Here is a 20,048-nt window from a genome sequence, read left to right as displayed (position 1 = left end):
ATTACGCCCCTACTTTGCTATTAGCAGCAGTAAATATGGCCGCTTTAATACGTGGATATGTACCGCAACGACAAATATTACCTGTCATCGCTTTATCGATCTGTGCTTCAGTTGGCTTAGCTGTGGTTTTTAATAATGCTGCCGCCGACATGAGTTGCCCCGCTTGGCAATAACCGCATTGCGGTACGTTATGTTCAACCCAGGCCGCTTTTAGATTATCGGCTTCAAGCCCTTCAATGGTGGTGATTTTTTTTCCTACAGCTTGTTTAATACTAGTGAGGCAACCTCGAACAGGTTCGCCGTCAAGATGAATAGTACATGCACCACATAAGCCTGCGCCGCAGCCGAACTTAGTGCCTGTTAAGCCTAGAATATCCCGTAAAGCCCATAATATAGGCATATTGGGATCAGCATCGAGACTAAAGTTTCTGCCATTTACCAGCAAAGTTTGTGTTTTTTGTGTCATAACTTACTCCTTGTTAGCCAACCACAAGCTAAGATCGGCTTTAGTATCAATATCAATCGCGGCTTGCTCTAAAGGAAAAACCACCAATTGTTGATTATTTGAATGTTGTTTTAATATTTTTTTTGCACCGCTATCACCTTTAAGTTGTTGCAAGGCCTTAAAGTCTTTAGCAAGGAAAATGGCTGGAACACCAAAACTTTGTTGATAATAGGCGGCTGTTGTTTTGCCAAACTGGCAATAAATTCGATAAAGACTTAAATAGTGTAGATAAGAAATGGCCACTTGATCAGCTAATGTCAGCAGCATTGCATCAGCGTGTTGAGAGTGAGCGTAATATGCCGCCATCGCAACTGAACTTGCCAATCCTGTAGACCAGTCGTTATTCTCCAAAACCAGAGTATCCTTAGGCAGTAAAGGCATTAACCTATTTTTATGCCCGCCTAAAACCACCACTGGTGGCGCTATGTCCAACTGTGTTGTTGCTTCTGTTAACGTAGAAAAGGTATGTTGAATGATACTCTGAGCATGGGTTTTATGACCTAATTTCGCAGCCAACTTTGTACCATCAAAACGGCGACTGCCACCGGCAGCTAACATCACAGAGACAACTTTAGGTGCTAAAGGTAATTGACTCAAGATGACATAACCTTATCCAAACTAGATAACTTATCTTGTTGTTTAAGTCCATGATGAAGAACACCATGGCATTGAGATAAAATACTTAGGGCAACGGAACTGGGTAGTTCGCCGCCTAATGCAAGGCCCGCAGGCGCTGAGAAAAAGCCTTTAAAATCATCAACTGATAACTCACTTTTTAGTAAAACTTTATCTCTGCGATGAGTAGGACCTAAAAGCGCAATATAAGCAATATCAGTGAGTTGCAGTAATTTCAGCGCTTTAGCATCCATGTCTAAATTGTGATTCATAATCACAGCCGCATCGAGATGGTTTAATTCATCTGCTTCGAGTTGCTCAATTGGCGTTTTACAAATTTTAGCGACAGGAAAATCATAACTTCTGGCATAAGCAGAGCGGCTATCAAATACAGTCACCTTCCAATCAAGTTGGTGTGCAATTGTCACCAAGGGCTGTGCATCCAATCCGCCACCAAAAACACCTATATGAAAGGGACTTCGCAGCGGAACTTTTAAGATTTCAATATCGTTTTCAATAGTCAGCTGGGCTGACGATTTTAATTTAGGCGCATCTGATTTAAGCACGTTAGCTGGGTTAAGTAATGCGTCATTAACAACAAACAGTCCATTCACCTGGCTAGCATGAGCACCTTGCTTAGCAATTGTGAGTTGATAAGTGCCTTTACCGCCCCGAGTGAGTTGTTGATGTAACTCAGGTAAGCCTAGGTACTGATTATCGGCAAGCAATGGCACCATCATGATATTAACTAAGCCACCACAACCCAATTGGTAACTGGTGTCGTTTTCGTCAGTGGCATCATAAGTTAACTGCTGTACTTCTTGGGTTTGAATCGCTTTTTGGGCATGACGACGTAAATCAGCTTCTAAACAGCCACCACTGAGCATCCCCAACGTTTTACCTAATGGATCAAACAACATAATCGCGCCGGGCTTTCTATATGATGAACCTTCAACAGAAGTGATCACCGCCAGCGTCCAGTCTTGTTGTGCTGTTTCAGCCCAAATATCTAACAAAGTTAATAAATGATGTGCCATGAGTCCCTGCCAGCAATCTGATTTATCCAATGACATAGCTTTAGTATGACATCAGTCAATAGCCCTATTTTTAATCCAAGGCTAATTCAGTTAATGGTTATAAGCTAACAAAGCAGGTAAAGAATGCAAAGATCTATTGCGTTAAGTCAATTGAAGGCAGAAATAGGGAGTGGCAATAGTAACAATGACAAACCCAGCAAGTCAGGCTGCTTGCTGGTTTAGAGGAATAGTCATCATCAAAATTAAAAATGTAACGTTTTATGCTAATTCAGCCGCTACAAGGTTATGCAGGTTTACATCAGTAATTGGTCTGCCACGAAAGGATTGTGCTGGCGCTCATCTTCAAATGTAGACATGGGTCCGTGACCAGGAATAAAGCTGATTTTTTCACCTAATGGCCAAAGTTTTTGGGTAATAGAATGAATAAGCTGCTGATGATCAGATTGTGGAAAATCAGTTCGGCCAATTGAGCTTCTAAATAGCACGTCACCGACCCAGGCAAGATTTGACTCCGCAGAATGAAAAACAATGTGACCAGGGGTGTGACCAGGACAATGCAACACTGCCAATTGCTGCTCACCGATAGTCACTTCATCGCCTTCAGCTAAATACTCTGTGGGTTCGAAAGAATCAATATGAGGAAAACCAAAGTTCTGGCTTTGTTTCGCTAAACCTTCTAACCAAAACTTATCTGCAATATGTGGCCCAATGATAGGAATGTTTAACTGGTTTGAAAGGTTTTTAGCACCACCGACATGATCAATATGCCCATGGGTTAATAATATTTTTTCTAAGGTTAAGCCTAACTTATTAACTTCAGTAACGATTCTGTCAATGTCGCCACCGGGATCAACCACTGCCGCAAGCTTGGTTTTTTCACACCAAATAACGCTGCAATTTTGCTGAAACGGGGTTACTGGAATGATTTGATACTTCATTACTTTTTATCCTCAAAAATAAGCAAAGGCTGGCGATAAGTCATTATGCTTTAAAGCTAAAGAAAATGTTTGATCTATCTATAAGATTAAAGAAATAAAACCCAGCGGCTAATTGACTGAGTCAATTGAACCCATCATAGATTGGCCTAAAAACCATAAATCCCTAAAACAAAGCTATTTCATTCACGTAACAAAACATTTTCATTGTGACTAGCGACGAACCTTTCTACAATACCACCTTTATCTACTCTATTATTCACAGGCACACCATGCAAATAGACAATATTCTTTCTGGGATCGTCTCCAAAAAACATTTTTTCAACGTTCCGTTAGATTATCAACAGCCTGAAGGTGAACAACTCTCTATTTTTGTACGTGAAATCGTCAGCACTGAAAACCAGCACCTATCACTACCCTACCTGGTATTTTTCCAGGGTGGACCTGGTTTTGGCGCCGTAAGACCGGTTGAAAATAATGGTTGGATTAAACGTGCATTAAAAGAGTATCGCGTACTATTACTGGATCAACGTGGCACAGGCTTATCTAGCTTAATTAACACCACGACACTTGAACATTTAACGCCACAAGAGCAAGCCGACTACGTTTGCCAGTTTAGAGCCGATAATATCATCAGAGATGCTGAGGTGATTCGAGCTGAGCTAGCCAATAACCAACCTTGGAGCATCCTTGGGCAAAGTTTTGGCGGTTTCTGTGTTCTGCAATATTTAAGTGCCGCACCAGAAGCACTGACTGAAGCATTTATTACTGGTGGCATTCCTTCTTTAACTCGCCAAGCTGATGATGTGTACAAAGCGACTTATAAGCGCGTTATCACTAAAAACAATGATTTTTATCATCGCTTTAAAGATGCCGACATTCTCATCGCTGAACTCGCTGACTTTATCAGCGAAAATGATGTGATACTGGCAACTGGCGAAAAGCTAACAGTAGAAATGCTACAACTGCTAGGTGTCAACATTGGCATGGAGCAAGGCCCTGAAGCCGTATACTACTTGCTTGAACAAGCACTTATTAATACCGCTCAAGGTCGAAAGATAAATCCACTATTTTTACATCAATTCAGTCAGTTTTTAGACTATAACACCAACCCTATTTTTGCTTTGATGCACGAATCAATTTATTGCCAACAATTTCATCAACGGGGCGCAAATTGGTCAGCACATCGAGTGCGTGAGCAGTTCCCTAAGTTTAACTACCAAAAAGGCCAACGCTTGCTGTTTACCGGAGAGATGATTTACCCATGGTTTTTTGATCAATTTGAACAATTAAAGCCCCTTAAGGCCGTCGCTGAAATCATTGCCGCAAAATCCGATTGGAATAACCTTTATGATGTCGATGTTTTATTGCAAAACAAAGTCCCAGTGACTGCGGCAATTTATAGCGAAGATATGTATGTTGATATGAATTACAGTTTAGAGACAGCTCAGTTAGTGGATAACCTGACATATTGGATAACATCGGAGTACGAACATAATGGTATTCGTATCGATGGTGAGCATATATTAGATAGGCTTATTTCATTAAGTCGTAAAAAATCGATTAGATAACTGAATTTTGCACTCTATATGACACATATTTATCAAAAGCCGTTACAGGTCACATTTTGGGCGTAGTACCAAAAGCTAAATTAATTTTGAGTTAAGTAAGTTAGCCCATAATCAACCTTGTTCCGCCCTTTATGTTGTGAACTAGTGAATTTATATGAGTAAACCACAATTAGGTTTACTCATTTTTTTTGCCTAAAATAAATCGATAAATTAAAGACTATAATAATCATAAACTTAAATAATCATAAGCCTTCTGCGCTTAAATAAAATTAATCGTTTACATCGATGATTATTTAGCAGCAACCTCTTCCTCAGGCTTATCTCGTAATGAAAAGTATATTTTCGATACAATAAACTCTGCAATCAATATTCCAAATACCAATGCAAAAAATGCGACTAAACCGTTGAAAGGTCCAGTGAAAGTAATGCTGTCGCCAAATGATAAATCAATCACTTCAAGCATGATGATTTTAGAGAAAAACAAAATTGCCCAGGTGCTCAATGCTCGATACACCTTCGGTGCTTTGCCTGGTTTAGCTTTAAAATAATCTGCAATTTTATGCTCCAGAGCTATGGTGAGTTTTAATAACAGCTGTAATAAAATCGCGACCAATAATGACACTGAAAATGAAGATACATTAATGTGCTGCCAAAATTCAGCGAATAAATTTAGCACCAATAAATCGACTAAAATGGCTAAGGTATAGCCGACAAAATAACGTTGTGGAGTATTAAACCCATGTAACGGTGTCGCAATGGTTGTTTGTTCATCTGACATGCTAAACCTCTAATTCTTATTAATTATAAATATCTGTAAGCGTCACCTCCATAGTAACTATTTATTAACAAAACTCAAATGAAGTTACCTAAGATTGAAACTTAAATTTCATCTCAAATCGCTCAAATCTAAAACTCTGATTGGAAACAATCTGCAATACGATATTGAGAAACTTGATTTGAGTTCTCAAGGCACATTATTTTTGACCCACGATTTTGATTTTCAGGTCGATAGTGAAACTGATATAAGAATTATGTTCAATGGATCTAACAACCCTAGGTTAACGTGCTTTTTAAGCGAAGGTATCAAAAGAATAGATTTATCATTTCTGGGCATAAATGAGCTAGAAATTAGGCTCTAGTGCAATGGTATAGAGTTTACACTGACCCACATATCCAAGCTAACTTTCGTTAGGGCTTTTCGACAATGACCGAAGACGGATACAAACGAAGTCCAAAGCTGGATCAATCCCCATCGAAAATCATGCGTTTTTCAGCATTTTTCGTTAGGGGCTGCGGGGTGATCCAAGAGGGTATTGCTGTTGATACCCTTTTGGTCTAGTGTGGGTGAAGCGCCACGACTTTGATTCAAACCAAGTTTGGAAATAAAGGATGGAAACCTACGGTCTAAATCTGGTGTGAACTAAATACCACGACTTTGTTTTGTTCAATATCGCAAACTAGATTTGGGGCAAAAATTTATCAGAATAGCGATTAATGGAAACCTTACAAAACAGGGTTTATTTCGACTAACAATCTGTGCCTTCTGAAAGTAACAATGCGTCTTCTAATTCAACTCCAAGGTAGCGGATCGTGTTATCTCAAATTGAACTTCAATGTCTGTTTTTGGCTGGATATGCTTAACACGATTGTAGTTGTAAAGAAATGAACAAAGACGTATTTCAAGTTGGCCAAATGAATGTCCGGATAAAACTTTAGCAACTAAATCTCTACTACGTTCTCCCCTAATAGTGATAAAATATCCGCACTAGAATAACCGAGAGACTCTATGTTTATCCATCATGTTAACGGTATCGACTGGCTGGTGATTACAGGTTTTGAAGAACTGAAACCTTTATTTATCGAAGAAGCAGGTGCGATCCCCTTTTGCTTCTCTACCGACAGCGAATTGAACCTGATTGATCAAGCCAAGCGCAATTATGGATATTTGCCTACACTCAGCGGCGTAATCACCGATACCGGCACTTTTCAAAGCCTGGATAACGAAGAAGATTTGAACCCACAGCTTGCCTGTATAGTTGAGGGGCGAGGTCGGGTATTTATCTATCACGGCGGCTTTGTGGCTTTTGTTGATGACGAGCAAACCTTTATTACCCGAATGGACTGAAAATTATTCAGTAAGTTGAAATCAGCGAATTGGCATCCCTAGCAAGGAATGGGGCATAAAAAATTGTCCTACTAAATGGCTTATTAGATGCCGTAATCTCGTTCCACTTTAGATATACGAACCTTGAATGAATCATACCAAGACTTACGCCCAGTTTTTTGGGCATCTAAGTGTTCTGAGTTAGCTTTCCAGCTTTTAATTGAATCAAGATCTGCCCAGTATGAAACCGTTATTCCAACATTCTCTCTTGCTGATTCTATACCCAAAAATCCTGATTGCTGCTCTGCAAGCTCAACCATTCTACTTGCCATCTCATCATAACCATTATCTCCTTCTGTTCGTGTAGAAGTAAAAATAACAGCAAAGTAAGGCGGTTTTGGTGTTTTAGCGATAACTGACATTAATGCTCCTAGGCATATAAAGCCCTAATAATGATAAATAATTATTGGATAAAATGTTGATCAACGAAAGCTGCTAACTATTTTATTTTTGTTTAAATCCCTTACGACATGCTTTACCACTCGATATAGATTTCAGTACCTATTTCCACTAAATCCATAAACTCATCCATTTCTGAATTAGTTAAAGCAATGCAACCATTTGTCCAATTGTACTTTTGTGTAATTGAAGAAAACCACCCAAGCCAATTTCGCTGACCATGCACCATAATAAAACCGCCAGCTGAGAAGCCCTTAGATTTAGCATTCTGATTATCCTGAACATTAGGATATGAAATGTGCATCGCTCTATAAAATGATGAATCTTCTTTTTTATAATCTAAGGTGTAACTACCCTCTGGAGTTTTTTGATCACCCTCTTGCTCTTTATGCCCTTTGGGATTTCTGCCAAAAGCAACTTGGTACTCCTTAATAACTTTACCGTTATTAAGTAAGTACATTTTATTGTCAGATTTATCTACTTTTACTAAATCAACTTTAGCGAAAATAGGAGAAGAAAATAAAACTAACACGAAAATTAAAGCAATATATCGCATATATACCTGTGCATGTGATTCCACGTTAACTGGAAAGTAACCATTGACTAAAATGTGAAAAATTGAATTGAGTAAACTTTTACCATTCCGACTTTAATTTTTGTTATATATAAATTTTATTAATATTATCAGCTTAATAGAAATCAAGGTGAACAGGCAAAAAGGAGTGATTAAAGTAAACCAATAATAATCATCCAATAATGACTCCAATATTTTGTGTCCACAGATTAAGCCTAATGTATAGATAGTTAATAGTGAAAATATTGATAAGTTGAAAGCCACCTTCTCCCATTTATCTCTGGATACAATACAAGCCAAGCTACCACAAACTAGCCCTTTTATAGCAAAGCTAACAAAGTTTAATTCTTGGCACCCTAGAAAGGTCTTTTCGCAAAGATGGTGAAACATAAGATGACTTGAGCCATAAATATAATCACCTATAAAAAAGGAGAACCATGGTAACAGAATTAAATATATTACTTTCATTGTGCTCAATCCGTTACCAAGATATAACGTTTTAGTATTTTGCTGGGCATCAATCACTTGTTGGACTTGATTGATACCAATCCAAGTTGGTTAATACCTGTCCAAGTTGATTTGGTATGCTTAACTAGTAGAGTCAGAGTCAATTCTATATGGTAGTTTATTGGATCATGTTATTGGATGACTTTTTCTTCCCTAAATAGTGTGCTCGATGATTGTGTTTAAGCTTACCCAACTCTGTCCTGGACAAATATACCTAAATATTTTTGTAGCTTTAATTCAATACCTTACTGAAACACCATCAATTTTAATCGTTTGAAAATAACAACCAACATCTCATGCACGATCAACAAGAGTCATACAGACACAACACCTTCCTTGCAATAGTTAAACTCAGGCTCAAGATTCAAAGTTAACATTCAGGTTTGTCGTTAATGGACATACCTGATGTCTTAATACTCACTCGCTAGTTAATTTTTACAGGACTATTATCGTCTCAATTAACTTTTGAGGTTCCTATGTCCCGATATCTACTCTGCAGTTTTGCCCTGGTTTTACTCTACCCTACCGCAATCGATCTTTACTTAGTGGGTTTGCCACAGATTGGCGCGGATCTTAACGCAACAGAATCACAGCTGCATTTTGCCTTTTCTATCTATTTAACAGGTATGGCAACCACCATGCTGATTGCAGGAAAACTGTCAGATTCAATTGGCCGTAAACCTGTTGCTATTACTGGGGCTATTATCTTCACGGTGGCTTCAATATTGGGCGGAATGGCTGAACAGAGCAGCACATTTTTAATGGCTAGATTTATTCAAGGAGTTGGAGCCGGTACTTGCTACGTGGTGGCCTTTGCTATTATTCGTGATGTGTTGGATGATACTCGCCGCGCTAAAGTGCTGTCGATGATCAATGGTATCACCTGTGTTATTCCCGTTATCGCGCCCGTAATTGGTTATATGATTATGCTTAAATACCCATGGCCAAGTTTGTTTCTCACTATGGCGATAATGGGTGGTGCTGTTTGTATTTTATCATCGCTAATATTAAAGGAAACCAACCTAAAAACATCCACCAGCGTTAATGAAAACCTTACGTTTTTACCCTCCGCAACAGAATCATTTGCCGAACGCTTCTTTATCAGTCGCATTATGATTACTTCGCTTGGTATGACGACAATTTTAACCTACGTTAACGTTTCCCCCATGTTAGTGATGAATGATATGGGCTTTGATAGAAGTCAGTATTCAACCATTATGGCTGTAACGGCGTTAATCAGCATGATTGCCTCTTTTGCTGCCCCTTTAGCCTTGTCTATTTTTAAAGAACGTAGCATATTGCTCGCTTCACAAAGTTTGTTTGCACTCGCTGCTACAGTGATGACAATCACTTTATTAGCAGATTTGAATCATCATTGGTATTTACTCGGCTTCGGGTTTATATGTTCAGGTTTTGCGATTGGTTTCGGAGTTTCTATGAGCCAAGCCCTTAGCCCATATGCTGTGCGTGCAGGCGTTGCCAGCTCATTGCTTGGTATCACTCAAGTGTCGTGTTCTGCGTTTTATATCTGGATTATGGGTCTTTTAGGTGTAAACGCATTGAATATGTTAGTGATAATTTTGGTTTTAGGTAGCGTAACCAGTATTGCTTTAATACTATTAGTGCCTAAGTCTTCTCAAAGCCAAAATCATGAAAAAATCACTGTCCCGTCTTGATCTGAATTTATTGCATACTCTGCAATTACTAACTCAAGAGCTAAGTGTGTCAAAAACAGCAAAAAAGCTGAATGTGACCCCTTCCTCAGTGAGTAAATCACTCAGAAAACTGCGGGATTGGTTTGACGATCCTTTGTTCGTCAAAACACCTAAGGGGTTAGCGCCGACCCCTTTTACCCAAAGCATGGAACAAGATCTTGCCGATTGGTTGCAAATAAGTAACCAACTGCTACAAAAACAAAGCGGTGACTCACCAAAAGGGATTCAGTTTGACTTAGCCATTGAATCCCCTTTATTACTGTTCACGCTCACAGAGCTCATTCAAGAAATTCAAACACGCTACACTGATGCAAAAATCAAAACCTATAACTGGGATTATGACTCTTTAGAGGCGCTTATTTCAGGGGAAATTGATATTGGATTAACCGGCAGAGAAAGCCACCCTCGCTCAAAAGAGTCGTTAGATTTATTGCCCTACTTCATAGATTTTGAAATTTTGTTTACTGATCTTCCAATGGTGTATTTACATAAAGCACACCCTGCATTGCAAGAAGAGTGGAACTTGGATACCTTTCTCAAATATCCACATATCAATATCGTATGGGAGAAAAGTGAAACTTGGGCATTAGATGAAGTACTGAGCGAACAAGGCTTAAAACGTAATATCACCCTTACCATGTCTAGTTTTGAGCAATCACTGTTTATGGCGGCGCAGCCAAACCAAAATATGATCACCACAGCCCCTAGATATTGTCAGCGGTATACTGAAAACCTTCACCCTGATTTAGTATGCTTACCTATTCCTGTTAATGTGGCGGATCAAGCTAAATTACAAATTCCTTTCACATTAATATGGCATAAACGCAATGCCCATAACCCTAAATTACAATGGCTGAAAGACACTATAAAATCGTTTTATGACAACATAAAATTTGATTAGATGACTTTATTGAATTTAATTAAGCTGCAGATTAAGTGACTAAGCATCGAAGTTAGAAGAGATAGTAATAAGTGATTAGTCATGCGCCCTAAACCCAGACTTGAACTGAGACTTGTTAGAGCTAAAATGATGAAACTCATATATAGTTAAATGACATCCATCAAAATAATAAATTCAAAAAAGCACTGAGTATTATTAATATTCAGTGCTTTAAATTTAACTTTTTAGTTTCAAGTATATTCTTGTATCAATATTTACTAACTTGATTTGCCTACTTGATCAAATAGCTATGTTTAAACAGCTGTCGCTGCTTCAGGTTGTTTGGGTGTGCCATGATGGCCATCACGCTTCCAATCAACATCTAATAATTCAGAACCTGATAGACTAAATGCTTGCCCAAAGCCCTTCACATATAAACCGTGATGAGGATTGAGTTTAAACAAATTAAAGTCGTTCAATATCGCCAGATTATCAATCATTTCACCAAATCGAGCCGATAATGCCGCAACCCCTTTTTTGAAAGTATCACTATCGCGAGACACCAATTCTGCAGTGGCATCAAAGGTTAACCGCTTACGAGCAAAAACACTTTTAGCTTCAGTTTCATCCTGTACTAACATCACTGACAATTTGGCTGATGCTTTCAAGTTAGTACCATGACGAGCCAATTCACTGACCAAAATATAAAAGCCGTCATCAGCTAAAGCAAAAGGAGCGTAACTGGCATTAGGCACACCGTCTGCATCTTGTGTTGCTAATTGCAGCGTTGAGCGCTGCGCTTTAAATTCTTCAATTTCAGGTAATAATTTTTCGCGTAAGCGCTGCTCTTTTTCTGTTGTCATCACACTTTCCTCAATATTAATTCTTTTCTTGCCTCGCAATTAATGGGCATCTCAATTGCTAGCCAAAGTAATACTTTACTTAGTAAGTGGCTTACGCCGCTTCAGTAACACTGGCTTTTAATGCCTGAAAACGTGTGACTTGATCCGCAAGTAATACTCGTTTTTTATCTCGGCCTAAGTAGATTTTGAATACCATTTCGCCATCTGCACCAAAAAAGTTAATCGAGTGACTTTCAGTGCCTCTAAACGGTTTACTGATTAAAGCAATGGCGCTGATGTCATCGAGTTTTAAATGACCATGCAACCCATCACCTTTAGTAATTAAGTTGTAATAGCCGTGAGCATATTTCCCTTTTGGGAACGCACCTTTAAATTCAAAAATGCTGCCAGATACTGCCACTATAGTGGTCATTGGCCCCCATTCTGGTAAAGAGGTCAGTAATGCATCTTTCTCTGCTAAAGGTAGCGCAGTGAACTGACCATCAGGAAGCGCTGCTACCACTTGTCGCTCAGATACATTGAGTGCTGCTGAAATTTGTGCAGGCATCGCTTGTGGATTTTCATTTAAATAATGACGAATTGTTTCGACTGATACAGTCATGGAATACTCCAATTTCGTGAATAATGCTGAATGACTGATGACCCATTCCTTTGTTAATCATCAGTGAAAATGTTTGATAAAGGCAGTAAGTCAATCTTACTGCCCAAAATCGGCTAATTAATGACTAGAAAGAATAACGAGCTGACAATTTAAAATTGCGGCCTTGTTCGTACAAGGTTTGCCACGCTTGACGGTACTCTTCATCGCCAATATTCTCTACAGCAAAGTCCACTCTCAAACCTTCGAAAGTCCCCATTGCAGGTTCCCATGCGACGTAAACATCCCATAGTTTGTAAGAGTCATATTGGTTAAGGTTATCTACCGGTAAGTCATCTTGCTCAGAGACATAAGTGAAGCGAGTCCCTAACTTGATATCACCTTCCATAATGGCTTGTGATAAATCGAATCCCAATTTCTTAGCTGGAATGTTAGATAAGTACTCATCAGTCGTCTTATCTTTACCTTCAGTTTGACCGTAGTTAAAGATCACCCGAGTTTGGTTGTAGCGGTAACGAGTCGTGAATTCAAAACCTGTAAGCTGCGCCTCATCAACATTATTCCAAGAGGTTGTTTGCTCTAAACCTGGAATACCATGCAGAGGGTTTGAAACAGTTTGCTCAATAAAATCATCAACATCATTTCTAAATACACTTAAGGTAATCGCCAGTTCATCATTACCCGCTAAATCAGCAAAACGCATATCAGCTTTTACTTCTTTGTTTTGTGCTTTTTCAGCTTTTAAATCTGGGTTGATTTCAAAGGTATTACACAAGCCATCAGGTAAGAAACCAGGGATTGACGGAATACAGTAATGCGAACCTGTTGAGTACATTTCTTCAATACTCGGTGCACGGAATGCTTCATCATATCGAGCACTTAGGGTTAACCACTCAGTTGTATTCCACACAAGACCAATCGATGGGGTAAATGCATTATCATCTGATGACTCATTTAAGTTGTTACTTTCATTTTTAAACGTGTCGTATCGCACAGCAGCATCTAGTGCCAAGGTATCAGTTAAGGCTATATCAGCTTTGGTAAATGCGCCCCAAACCGTCGTTTCACCATCAATATTTTCAGGTCGTTCGCCTACTTGGCCGCTGTCATCACGGACGGTTTTAATGCTGTCTTGATAGCCGTCAATACCGTAAGTTAATACTGTATTAGCAAAGCTTGAGCTGTTATTTATGGTAAAACCAATGGTGTTGTATTCAGTACTATCAATCTGATCTTTAGTGACGCGATCTTCATCGTAGTCAGTACCGTTCCAGTATAGGTTGGCATTTAAATCAACTAACGGATTATCAGAAGGGTTAAAGCTGTAATCGAGGGTAACATTCTGATCTTTAGTATTACGTTGGATTAATGGTACAGAGCTACCGACTACGGTTGATGGGTTACTTGGAACTAATTCATCAGTATCAGAAAAACGAGCAGAGAACTGTAAACGTTGATCATCCGATGGCTCCCAACCAATTTTAGCTAAACCACTGCCAACTTCAGACCCGCTGTTTTCAAGGGTTTGGTCATTGCCAATCTTGATATTATTACTGTCGTGATAGCTACCACTCAATAACCAATCAATGTTGTCAGCAATGCCGTAAAGAGTCGCGCTAGTTTTAATTTTATCGCCGTTAGTTTCAAAGCCTTGTTTAACGTAACCACCAAACGTGTCGCCGTCTTCTAAAAAGTCGCTCGCTGATTTTGTATTTTGTGCAACCACACCACCAATTGCACCACTGCCCCACAAGCTACTTGCTGGACCACGAACCACCTCAATTGAGCTTAATAACTCAGGATCCATGAAATAAGTTCCGCGGTGACCAGAATTGGTATTTTGACGAGCGCCATCGATAGTTTGTAGAACACGTTGGCCGCTGAGACCACGAATTTCAACACCTTGAGACGATGCGCGAGGACCATTGGTTACGCTAACGTTTGCTTCATTTTTTAATGCATCAGCAACCGAAGATGGTTGTAGTTCTTGAATTTTCTCTTCGCCGACAACGGTGACACTTCTGCTCGTGTCTGATGCCTTTTCACTAATACGTGTAGCGGTTACTAATACTTCATCGAACTCAGTAACTTGCTTTATGTCCTGCGCGTATGCTGCCGTGCTAAAAACCATTGCCATTGCAACTACTAGTGGCTTCTTGGTCATTGTAAAATCCTCAGAAAAATAAATGCGAAAACAACGTAATCCACTGCTCATTCCCTAGCTCAATCATATGCACTTTCCTGTTGCACTGCCCCGTCTACTATCCTGCACAATCTCATAGCAAATTAGGGTGATTTTTAGAAGTGGAACCTAACTAAATTTAATCGTCATTGAATGACTATTTGCCGCACTTTACCTGAGAATAAAATATAGATCAAATGAAAATCATTATCATTTGCGATCTCATTACTATTGAGGTATCTTAGCAATCACAATGACAAGGTTTGATTATAAGTAATTGTTAATTATACATTTGTAAAGATTGTAAAGACACTTAGCTTAAAATCAGCACAATCACAATTTGTTTAACTATTAAACAGGTTGCCGTAAATAGAAGAATAGAACTCATGACACCTAAACGATATTTTGCTTTTGGTTGCTTAACAATTTTGATTCAAGGAGGGGTACTTGCCTCGCAAAATTCAGTACCTGAAATTCAATTAACTGAAGGTGCTGCTATGGGGTCTAATCACACCGTCAGTATCGCCATTGCGATGCAAGCTAAAACGGCTATGGTTCAACAGTCTAAAACGAAAGAAGTGGTGGAAAAAGAAGTCAAAATACAACCAGAAGTTGTAAAGCAGGTCATTAAGAAAACCATTAGCGAACAGGCAATCGTTAAGGCGAAACCTAAAGAAGCGATTGAAGAAACGGCCGTCGAAGAGATGGTGATTGAAGAAGTGGCTAAAACTGACAATACCTCAACTGAAGTCAATGACGCAGAAGTCGAACAAGCAGAAGAATTAACCACCAGCATTGAATCCGATAACAGCCATAACCAGCAACAAGTAGACGCTAAGCAAGGTGTTAGTCAGCAAACAATAGCGCTAAATAAGCCAACATTCTCTGCGCCACCAGCACAACCCAATTACCCTAAAAAAGCCCGTAAGCGTGGCTTTGAAGGTACTGCGACGATTGAAGTGATGTTTAACCAAATTGGTGAGCAACTTTCACTGACCATTATCGACAGCTCTGGTTATAACTTACTTGATGCAGCAGCAATGAATGCCGTTGAGCAATGGCAATTTGCCGCGCCATCACCACAAACCGCTTATGCCTATACCGTGAGAGTACCGGTTAAATTTGCACTGAATTAACAAGCAATAAATCAACCACCCTGCAGGAAATAAGGGTAATCGAGTCATCAAGTGGCACCAGTTAATCATAATTAGCCACAATCTTGTTTAACCACGTTTTAGGAATAACGTACTAAATAAGCGAGTTATACCTAAGGAAATACGTTAATGCCTCAATCGTTATATTTACAGTTATCTGAGCAGCTTGGTTACCTCACCTGGCCTTTGTTAGGTTGCGCTTTTATTGCGTCATTAATCGTTCTAGAACGATTCGCCTTGATAATGAATGAACTCACCAAACGGGATCATTGGTTAACTGAATTACGCCAGCAAACTCGCAGCGCAACGCCAGATCAAAGACAGCAATTAATCACCCAGCTTAGCCAAGGTAAAAGTATGTTGGCCAAAGGCACTGCCTTATTACTGTCCCATGCTGATCAGCCACGAACAATGCGTGAAGAAATCGTCAACCTATGGCTACTGAAACAAAAAGAAAAACTCAGTTCAGGTTTAAAGGTATTACAGATTATCGGCGTGATAACCCCACTACTGGGTTTGCTAGGGACTGTACTTGGGCTTATTGAAATGTTCAGCCAATTGGGGTTGTCAGACGGGCCTGTAACGCCCTCTCAACTTGCAACAGGTCTTGGACTGGCGATGAATACCACCGCAGCTGGCTTAATTATCGCAGTTCCGGCAATCACCCTCGCTAACCTAATGAACTTATGGGCAGACAAACGTTGTCAGAAGTTAGCTCACGCACTTAATCAGCTTAATTTGTGGCTTGAAGGCTTAGATCAAGCACTCACCATCGGCAATGAAAATGTAAAACAGGCGCAATCAGTGATAAGTAATCCTTCTACAAAAACCACTGTCGCTATGGAGTCACTCTCATGATCCGCGCAGAAATGATGACCAATGAGCAGAGTCATTTCCATTTGGATCTGACCCCGCTAATCGACATTATTTTCATCGTTTTAGTGTTTTTACTGCTCACTGCGAATACCCAATTGCTAACGCTACCCGTAGACGTTCCTACTGAGGCAGACTCCGAACTCACGGCTTTATCCCAACAGCAACATATTGCCATCAACATCATGATGACTGAGCCTCATTGGGCTATTGATGGTCAAATTTTTGAGCATTTAGATGATTTTGAAACTGCCTTCATAAGTGCTATCAGCGAACAACCCGACATAAAGGTGGTCGTCGCTGCAGATAAAAGCGCTCCCGTTCAGCCACTAATGAATGTGCTGGCTTTGCTGCAACGTCAGCAAATATCAAATACACAAATCCTCATGGAGCCATAGTTTTTTCGCTGACCAATTGCACCGCTAACAAATTTATTTTTATTTGGAGTTAAACATGTTCAACCTTACATCTATATCTCATAAACCGACATCCCAAAAAGTACGCATTGTACTGAGTGCTTTATTCACAAGTGCCTTAGTTACAGGCGCATTAGTGACCAATGCTTTCATGGCACCAAATGCTTATAGTCAGACTATTGCGACGGATATGACCACTGATAACCCTGTAAATAGCCTTAAAACACAAAATACTCGAGTTGTCAGTGCAGGTGCGGGGATTACTGAATTGGTGCTGGCTCTTGATGCAAGCAATGAATTGGTTGGCGTTGACTCCACCAGCCAAATACCTGCAGAACTGACAGAGGTAGCCAAGCTTGGTTATCACAGAATGCTATCAGCAGAAGGCATATTGGCACTGTCACCTAGCCTACTATTGGGCTCAGATGCCATGGGGCCAAAAACCACACTAGAAGTTTTGTCGCAGGCCAATGTGAACGTGGTGCAATTACCTGATGCTGACACTCAAGCTCAGCTACTTGCCAATATTGATCAAATGGGTGAATTACTGTCACGCCAATCACAAGCAACCGCCCTTAAAAGCCAAGTTGAAGAAGCCTTTGTAAAGCTTGATGCCAAGCAGCAAAAAATCACCGACAACGGCAAACCATTAAAAGTATTATTCTTATTATTACAAGCTGATAGACCCGCTAGAGTCGGTGGTAATAATACCGCCGCAGATATCATTATAAATCTTGCAGGCGGTAACAACATCGCAGGTTTTGACGGTTATAAAAGTGTCTCACAAGAAGGCATTTTGGCGTTACAGCCTGATGTGATTTTAATATCTAATCGCAGTGATGACGAACAGCAGAACCCCGCAGCAGAGCTACTGGAAAAGATGCCATTACTACAGCACACTCCAGCCGGTGAGCATAAGCAAATCAAAGCAATAAAACCCCAAGCATTATTAGGTGGTTTAGGAATAAGTGCTATTCAAGCCGCAGATACTCTTGCCAGTGACTTTCTCTCAATCCAAGCCGCTACCCAACAACTTTAAAGCCGTTAATCAGCTGTAGGAATTAACATGCAAAATCAACGTTGGCTTTGGCCCTGTTTAATCACTGCATTAGTGATAACAAGCCTGTTGTCGGTCAGCATAGGTCCATTGCAAATTAGCCCAACCACCAGCTTTAATGCTGTGGTGAATTGGGCCACGCAACAACCATTATCGACAGTAGCGCCTCACGAACAATTGGTCATTAACAATGTGCGCTTACCACGCACTTTACTCGCACTCGCCGTTGGCGCAACGTTGGCACAATGTGGCGCTGTAATGCAGGGCCTATTTAGAAACCCATTAGCAGACCCTGGCATTATTGGTGTCTCATCGGGGGCTGCTTTAGGCGCTGCTGTTTGTATCGTGTTATTCCCCAATGGCGGCGAATATTTAGTGGCATTTAGCGCCTTCGTAGCCGGTTTAATCACCACGCTTTTGGTGTATAAACTCGCCTCAAGCCCTAGCGGAACATCAGTGGTACTGTTACTGCTATCAGGTGTTGCAGTGGCATCATTAGCAGGCTCAGGCATTGGCGTATTAACTTACATGGCCAATGATATGGCTTTACGAGACTTAACCTTATGGCAAATGGGCTCCATTGCTGGAGCTCAGTGGCATTATGTCATTTTAAGCTTGATAGCTTTAGCCATCATTAGCTGGCACTTTAACCGCAATGCAAAAGCCCTTAATGCTTTATTACTGGGTGAAGCGGAAGCAAGGCACCTTGGTCTTGACGTAGATAAGCTCAAATTGCGTCTCATCATCCTATGCGCTATTGGGGTTGGCATCGCGGTTGCTGCCACGGGAATTATTGGTTTTATCGGCCTTGTTGTGCCTCATTTAGTCAGAATGATAGTGGGACCAGATCATAAACTGCTGCTACCACTGAGTGCGATATTAGGTGCAGGTATATTGGTACTCGCCGATATTGGCGCCCGCTCGATTGTTGCTCCATCTGAATTACCAGTGGGCTTAGTCACAGCACTGCTTGGTGCACCTTTCTTTATTTTGTTGCTGCTAAAGCAGCGCAATAAGTTGGTATAAATGGTCGGTTTATTCAAAATGAAGTCCCATGCAAAATCCCAATCGATGACGTTTGATGATACTCATCTAGGCTTACACAGAAATACGGGGGTAAGTGCGGATGTAAAAGGTAACAACCCTATTCTACCAATAAATAATAGCGCGGTTAAAATCCGTAATTTATCCGTTAACATTGGTAATAAACCGGTCTTATCAGATGTCAATTTACAGCTTAAATCGGGTCAAGTAACTGCATTGCTAGGGCCAAATGGCGCAGGAAAATCCACCTTACTAAAAAGCCTTTGCCAGGAGGTAACTTTAAGCACGGGTGATATTAGCGTTTATGGTGAACAGCTTAAAAGTTGGGATAGACAACAATTAGCAAAATCATTAGCGGTTTTACCGCAACATGCGTCACTGACCTTCCCTTTTAAAGTTCATGAAGTGGTTGAGATGGGTTTATACCCGTTGACGGTAAACCAGCAACAGGGCCAAGCCATTGTTGATGAGAAATTAGAGCAAGTTGCCCTAACAGCACTAAAGTATCGTAGCTATCCCACTTTATCAGGTGGTGAAAAACAACGAGTTCAACTTGCAAGAGTATTGACCCAGCTAGCACAAGCACCTGAAAATCCCATTTTATTGTTAGATGAACCCACATCTGCACTGGATTTAGCCCAGCAACATAGGGTGTTGTCATTAGCAAAATCCTTAGCCCATGACCACCATTACGCGGTTATTGTGGTGCTGCATGACCTTAATCAAGCATGCCAATATGCTGACAGGTTAGTCATTCTTGAGAATGGGGTGGTCGTTAGTGATGCCGCTCCTGCGCAAGCCTTAACCGCAGACATTATCGAGAAAGTATGGCATTACAAACCCACGATGATGCTTGATGCTAAAACTAACACCCAGTACATCTTCTAATGTTAGTTTCTCGCCCGTTTACTTGCTAAACCACCAATCAACATTGCCTATGCAGTTCACACTGACTAGGC

General features: G+C 40.3%; 20 protein-coding genes. 10 read left to right on the top strand and 10 right to left on the bottom strand.

Features of this window, described 5'->3' with window-relative positions; translation table 11 throughout:
- Position 1: 1 nt before the first annotated feature.
- The 4 genes from FPK91_RS00870 to FPK91_RS00855 all read right to left on the bottom strand — a co-directional run bounded on the left by FPK91_RS00870 (position 2) and on the right by FPK91_RS00855 (position 3,095).
- On the bottom strand, positions 2-466 hold the full coding sequence (locus tag FPK91_RS00870) for a (2Fe-2S)-binding protein (protein WP_144206791.1): 465 nt from the start codon (positions 464-466) through the stop codon (positions 2-4).
- A 3-nt stretch (positions 467-469) separates the two neighbouring features.
- On the bottom strand, positions 470-1,102 hold the full coding sequence (locus FPK91_RS00865) for a nucleotidyltransferase family protein (protein WP_227006649.1): 633 nt from the start codon (positions 1,100-1,102) through the stop codon (positions 470-472).
- The gene (locus FPK91_RS00860; RefSeq protein WP_144206789.1) at positions 1,099-2,157 is read right to left on the bottom strand and encodes an XdhC family protein; all 1,059 of its coding nucleotides are present in this window, start codon (positions 2,155-2,157) and stop codon (positions 1,099-1,101) included. Before FPK91_RS00860 ends, FPK91_RS00865 begins: the two co-directional genes overlap by 4 nt.
- A 293-nt stretch (positions 2,158-2,450) precedes the next feature.
- Positions 2,451-3,095, bottom strand: coding sequence for an MBL fold metallo-hydrolase (locus FPK91_RS00855; protein ID WP_144206787.1), 645 nt, complete (start codon positions 3,093-3,095; stop codon positions 2,451-2,453).
- A 269-nt stretch (positions 3,096-3,364) separates the two neighbouring features.
- Between FPK91_RS00855 and FPK91_RS00850 the strand changes: the two genes are divergently transcribed.
- Positions 3,365-4,663, top strand: coding sequence for an alpha/beta fold hydrolase (locus tag FPK91_RS00850; RefSeq protein WP_144206785.1), 1,299 nt, complete (start codon positions 3,365-3,367; stop codon positions 4,661-4,663).
- Between the two features lie 289 nt (positions 4,664-4,952).
- Here the strand turns inward: FPK91_RS00850 and FPK91_RS00845 are convergent, their stop codons facing one another.
- A complete protein-coding gene (locus FPK91_RS00845) occupies positions 4,953-5,441 on the bottom strand; it encodes a hypothetical protein (protein WP_144206783.1) in 489 nt (162 codons plus the stop codon).
- Positions 5,442-6,449: 1,008 nt separating this feature from the next.
- Here FPK91_RS00845 and FPK91_RS00835 point away from each other — a divergent pair.
- Positions 6,450-6,788, top strand: a complete 339-nt coding sequence (locus FPK91_RS00835; RefSeq protein ID WP_144206782.1) for a cytosolic protein — start codon at positions 6,450-6,452, stop codon at positions 6,786-6,788.
- Positions 6,789-6,871: 83 nt separating this feature from the next.
- Here the strand turns inward: FPK91_RS00835 and FPK91_RS00830 are convergent, their stop codons facing one another.
- Both FPK91_RS00830 and FPK91_RS00825 read right to left on the bottom strand, forming a co-directional pair.
- Complete coding sequence (locus FPK91_RS00830) at positions 6,872-7,189, bottom strand: antibiotic biosynthesis monooxygenase family protein (RefSeq protein WP_144206780.1); 318 nt, start codon at positions 7,187-7,189, stop codon at positions 6,872-6,874.
- A gap of 113 nt (positions 7,190-7,302) precedes the next feature.
- Positions 7,303-7,782, bottom strand: a complete 480-nt coding sequence (locus tag FPK91_RS00825) for a L,D-transpeptidase family protein (protein ID WP_144206778.1) — start codon at positions 7,780-7,782, stop codon at positions 7,303-7,305.
- A 1,001-nt stretch (positions 7,783-8,783) separates the two neighbouring features.
- Between FPK91_RS00825 and FPK91_RS00820 the strand changes: the two genes are divergently transcribed.
- Together FPK91_RS00820 and yidZ are read left to right on the top strand one after the other, a co-directional pair.
- Positions 8,784-9,983: an MFS transporter gene (locus FPK91_RS00820; RefSeq protein ID WP_144206776.1), complete on the top strand. Its 1,200-nt coding sequence runs from the start codon at positions 8,784-8,786 to the stop codon at positions 9,981-9,983.
- On the top strand, positions 9,958-10,923 hold the full coding sequence (gene yidZ / locus FPK91_RS00815; protein ID WP_144206774.1) for an HTH-type transcriptional regulator YidZ: 966 nt from the start codon (positions 9,958-9,960) through the stop codon (positions 10,921-10,923). Before FPK91_RS00820 ends, yidZ begins: the two co-directional genes overlap by 26 nt.
- 293 nt (positions 10,924-11,216) lie before the next feature.
- Here the strand turns inward: yidZ and hutZ are convergent, their stop codons facing one another.
- The 3 genes from hutZ to FPK91_RS00800 all read right to left on the bottom strand — a co-directional run bounded on the left by hutZ (position 11,217) and on the right by FPK91_RS00800 (position 14,527).
- On the bottom strand, positions 11,217-11,765 hold the full coding sequence (gene hutZ / locus FPK91_RS00810) for a heme utilization protein HutZ (RefSeq protein ID WP_144206772.1): 549 nt from the start codon (positions 11,763-11,765) through the stop codon (positions 11,217-11,219).
- Between the two features lie 91 nt (positions 11,766-11,856).
- On the bottom strand, positions 11,857-12,366 hold the full coding sequence (gene hutX / locus FPK91_RS00805; protein ID WP_144206770.1) for a heme utilization cystosolic carrier protein HutX: 510 nt from the start codon (positions 12,364-12,366) through the stop codon (positions 11,857-11,859).
- A gap of 124 nt (positions 12,367-12,490) precedes the next feature.
- A complete protein-coding gene (locus FPK91_RS00800; protein ID WP_144206768.1) occupies positions 12,491-14,527 on the bottom strand; it encodes a TonB-dependent hemoglobin/transferrin/lactoferrin family receptor in 2,037 nt (678 codons plus the stop codon).
- A gap of 404 nt (positions 14,528-14,931) precedes the next feature.
- On the opposite strand from FPK91_RS00800, the gene FPK91_RS00795 reads away from it, so the two are divergent.
- The 6 genes from FPK91_RS00795 to FPK91_RS00770 all read left to right on the top strand — a co-directional run bounded on the left by FPK91_RS00795 (position 14,932) and on the right by FPK91_RS00770 (position 19,977).
- A complete protein-coding gene (locus tag FPK91_RS00795; protein ID WP_144206766.1) occupies positions 14,932-15,681 on the top strand; it encodes an energy transducer TonB in 750 nt (249 codons plus the stop codon).
- A 147-nt stretch (positions 15,682-15,828) separates the two neighbouring features.
- On the top strand, positions 15,829-16,557 hold the full coding sequence (locus tag FPK91_RS00790) for a MotA/TolQ/ExbB proton channel family protein (RefSeq protein WP_144206764.1): 729 nt from the start codon (positions 15,829-15,831) through the stop codon (positions 16,555-16,557).
- Positions 16,554-16,970: an ExbD/TolR family protein gene (locus FPK91_RS00785; RefSeq protein WP_144206762.1), complete on the top strand. Its 417-nt coding sequence runs from the start codon at positions 16,554-16,556 to the stop codon at positions 16,968-16,970. The genes FPK91_RS00790 and FPK91_RS00785 overlap by 4 nt, the downstream gene beginning before the upstream one ends.
- A gap of 55 nt (positions 16,971-17,025) precedes the next feature.
- Positions 17,026-18,027, top strand: a complete 1,002-nt coding sequence (locus FPK91_RS00780) for a heme/hemin ABC transporter substrate-binding protein (protein WP_144206760.1) — start codon at positions 17,026-17,028, stop codon at positions 18,025-18,027.
- Between the two features lie 27 nt (positions 18,028-18,054).
- On the top strand, positions 18,055-19,071 hold the full coding sequence (locus FPK91_RS00775; protein WP_144206758.1) for a FecCD family ABC transporter permease: 1,017 nt from the start codon (positions 18,055-18,057) through the stop codon (positions 19,069-19,071).
- 18 nt (positions 19,072-19,089) lie between these two features.
- Positions 19,090-19,977: a heme ABC transporter ATP-binding protein gene (locus FPK91_RS00770; RefSeq protein WP_227006648.1), complete on the top strand. Its 888-nt coding sequence runs from the start codon at positions 19,090-19,092 to the stop codon at positions 19,975-19,977.
- The last annotated feature ends 71 nt before the right edge of the window (positions 19,978-20,048 follow it).

Origin of the sequence: Shewanella donghaensis (genome assembly GCF_007567505.1) — a bacterium.
GTDB classification, from domain to species: domain Bacteria; phylum Pseudomonadota; class Gammaproteobacteria; order Enterobacterales; family Shewanellaceae; genus Shewanella; species Shewanella donghaensis.
This window is presented reverse-complemented; position numbering and strand designations above follow the sequence as displayed.

Bases quoted from the DNA above. Each gene is read 5' to 3' on its own strand.
- FPK91_RS00775 (WP_144206758.1), top strand. From the start codon at position 18,055: ATGCAAAATCAACGTTGGCTTTGGCCCTGTTTAATCACTGCATTAGTG.
- FPK91_RS00870 (WP_144206791.1), bottom strand. From the start codon at position 466: ATGACACAAAAAACACAAACTTTGCTGGTAAATGGCAGAAACTTTAGT.
- FPK91_RS00770 (WP_227006648.1), top strand. From the start codon at position 19,090: ATGAAGTCCCATGCAAAATCCCAATCGATGACGTTTGATGATACTCAT.
- yidZ (WP_144206774.1), top strand. From the start codon at position 9,958: ATGAAAAAATCACTGTCCCGTCTTGATCTGAATTTATTGCATACTCTG.
- FPK91_RS00795 (WP_144206766.1), top strand. From the start codon at position 14,932: ATGACACCTAAACGATATTTTGCTTTTGGTTGCTTAACAATTTTGATT.
- FPK91_RS00850 (WP_144206785.1), top strand. From the start codon at position 3,365: ATGCAAATAGACAATATTCTTTCTGGGATCGTCTCCAAAAAACATTTT.
- hutX (WP_144206770.1), bottom strand. From the start codon at position 12,366: ATGACTGTATCAGTCGAAACAATTCGTCATTATTTAAATGAAAATCCA.
- FPK91_RS00780 (WP_144206760.1), top strand. From the start codon at position 17,026: ATGTTCAACCTTACATCTATATCTCATAAACCGACATCCCAAAAAGTA.
- FPK91_RS00845 (WP_144206783.1), bottom strand. From the start codon at position 5,441: ATGTCAGATGAACAAACAACCATTGCGACACCGTTACATGGGTTTAAT.
- FPK91_RS00825 (WP_144206778.1), bottom strand. From the start codon at position 7,782: ATGCGATATATTGCTTTAATTTTCGTGTTAGTTTTATTTTCTTCTCCT.
- FPK91_RS00790 (WP_144206764.1), top strand. From the start codon at position 15,829: ATGCCTCAATCGTTATATTTACAGTTATCTGAGCAGCTTGGTTACCTC.
- FPK91_RS00855 (WP_144206787.1), bottom strand. From the start codon at position 3,095: ATGAAGTATCAAATCATTCCAGTAACCCCGTTTCAGCAAAATTGCAGC.
- FPK91_RS00830 (WP_144206780.1), bottom strand. From the start codon at position 7,189: ATGTCAGTTATCGCTAAAACACCAAAACCGCCTTACTTTGCTGTTATT.
- FPK91_RS00820 (WP_144206776.1), top strand. From the start codon at position 8,784: ATGTCCCGATATCTACTCTGCAGTTTTGCCCTGGTTTTACTCTACCCT.
- hutZ (WP_144206772.1), bottom strand. From the start codon at position 11,765: ATGACAACAGAAAAAGAGCAGCGCTTACGCGAAAAATTATTACCTGAA.
- FPK91_RS00860 (WP_144206789.1), bottom strand. From the start codon at position 2,157: ATGGCACATCATTTATTAACTTTGTTAGATATTTGGGCTGAAACAGCA.
- FPK91_RS00800 (WP_144206768.1), bottom strand. From the start codon at position 14,527: ATGACCAAGAAGCCACTAGTAGTTGCAATGGCAATGGTTTTTAGCACG.
- FPK91_RS00835 (WP_144206782.1), top strand. From the start codon at position 6,450: ATGTTTATCCATCATGTTAACGGTATCGACTGGCTGGTGATTACAGGT.
- FPK91_RS00785 (WP_144206762.1), top strand. From the start codon at position 16,554: ATGATCCGCGCAGAAATGATGACCAATGAGCAGAGTCATTTCCATTTG.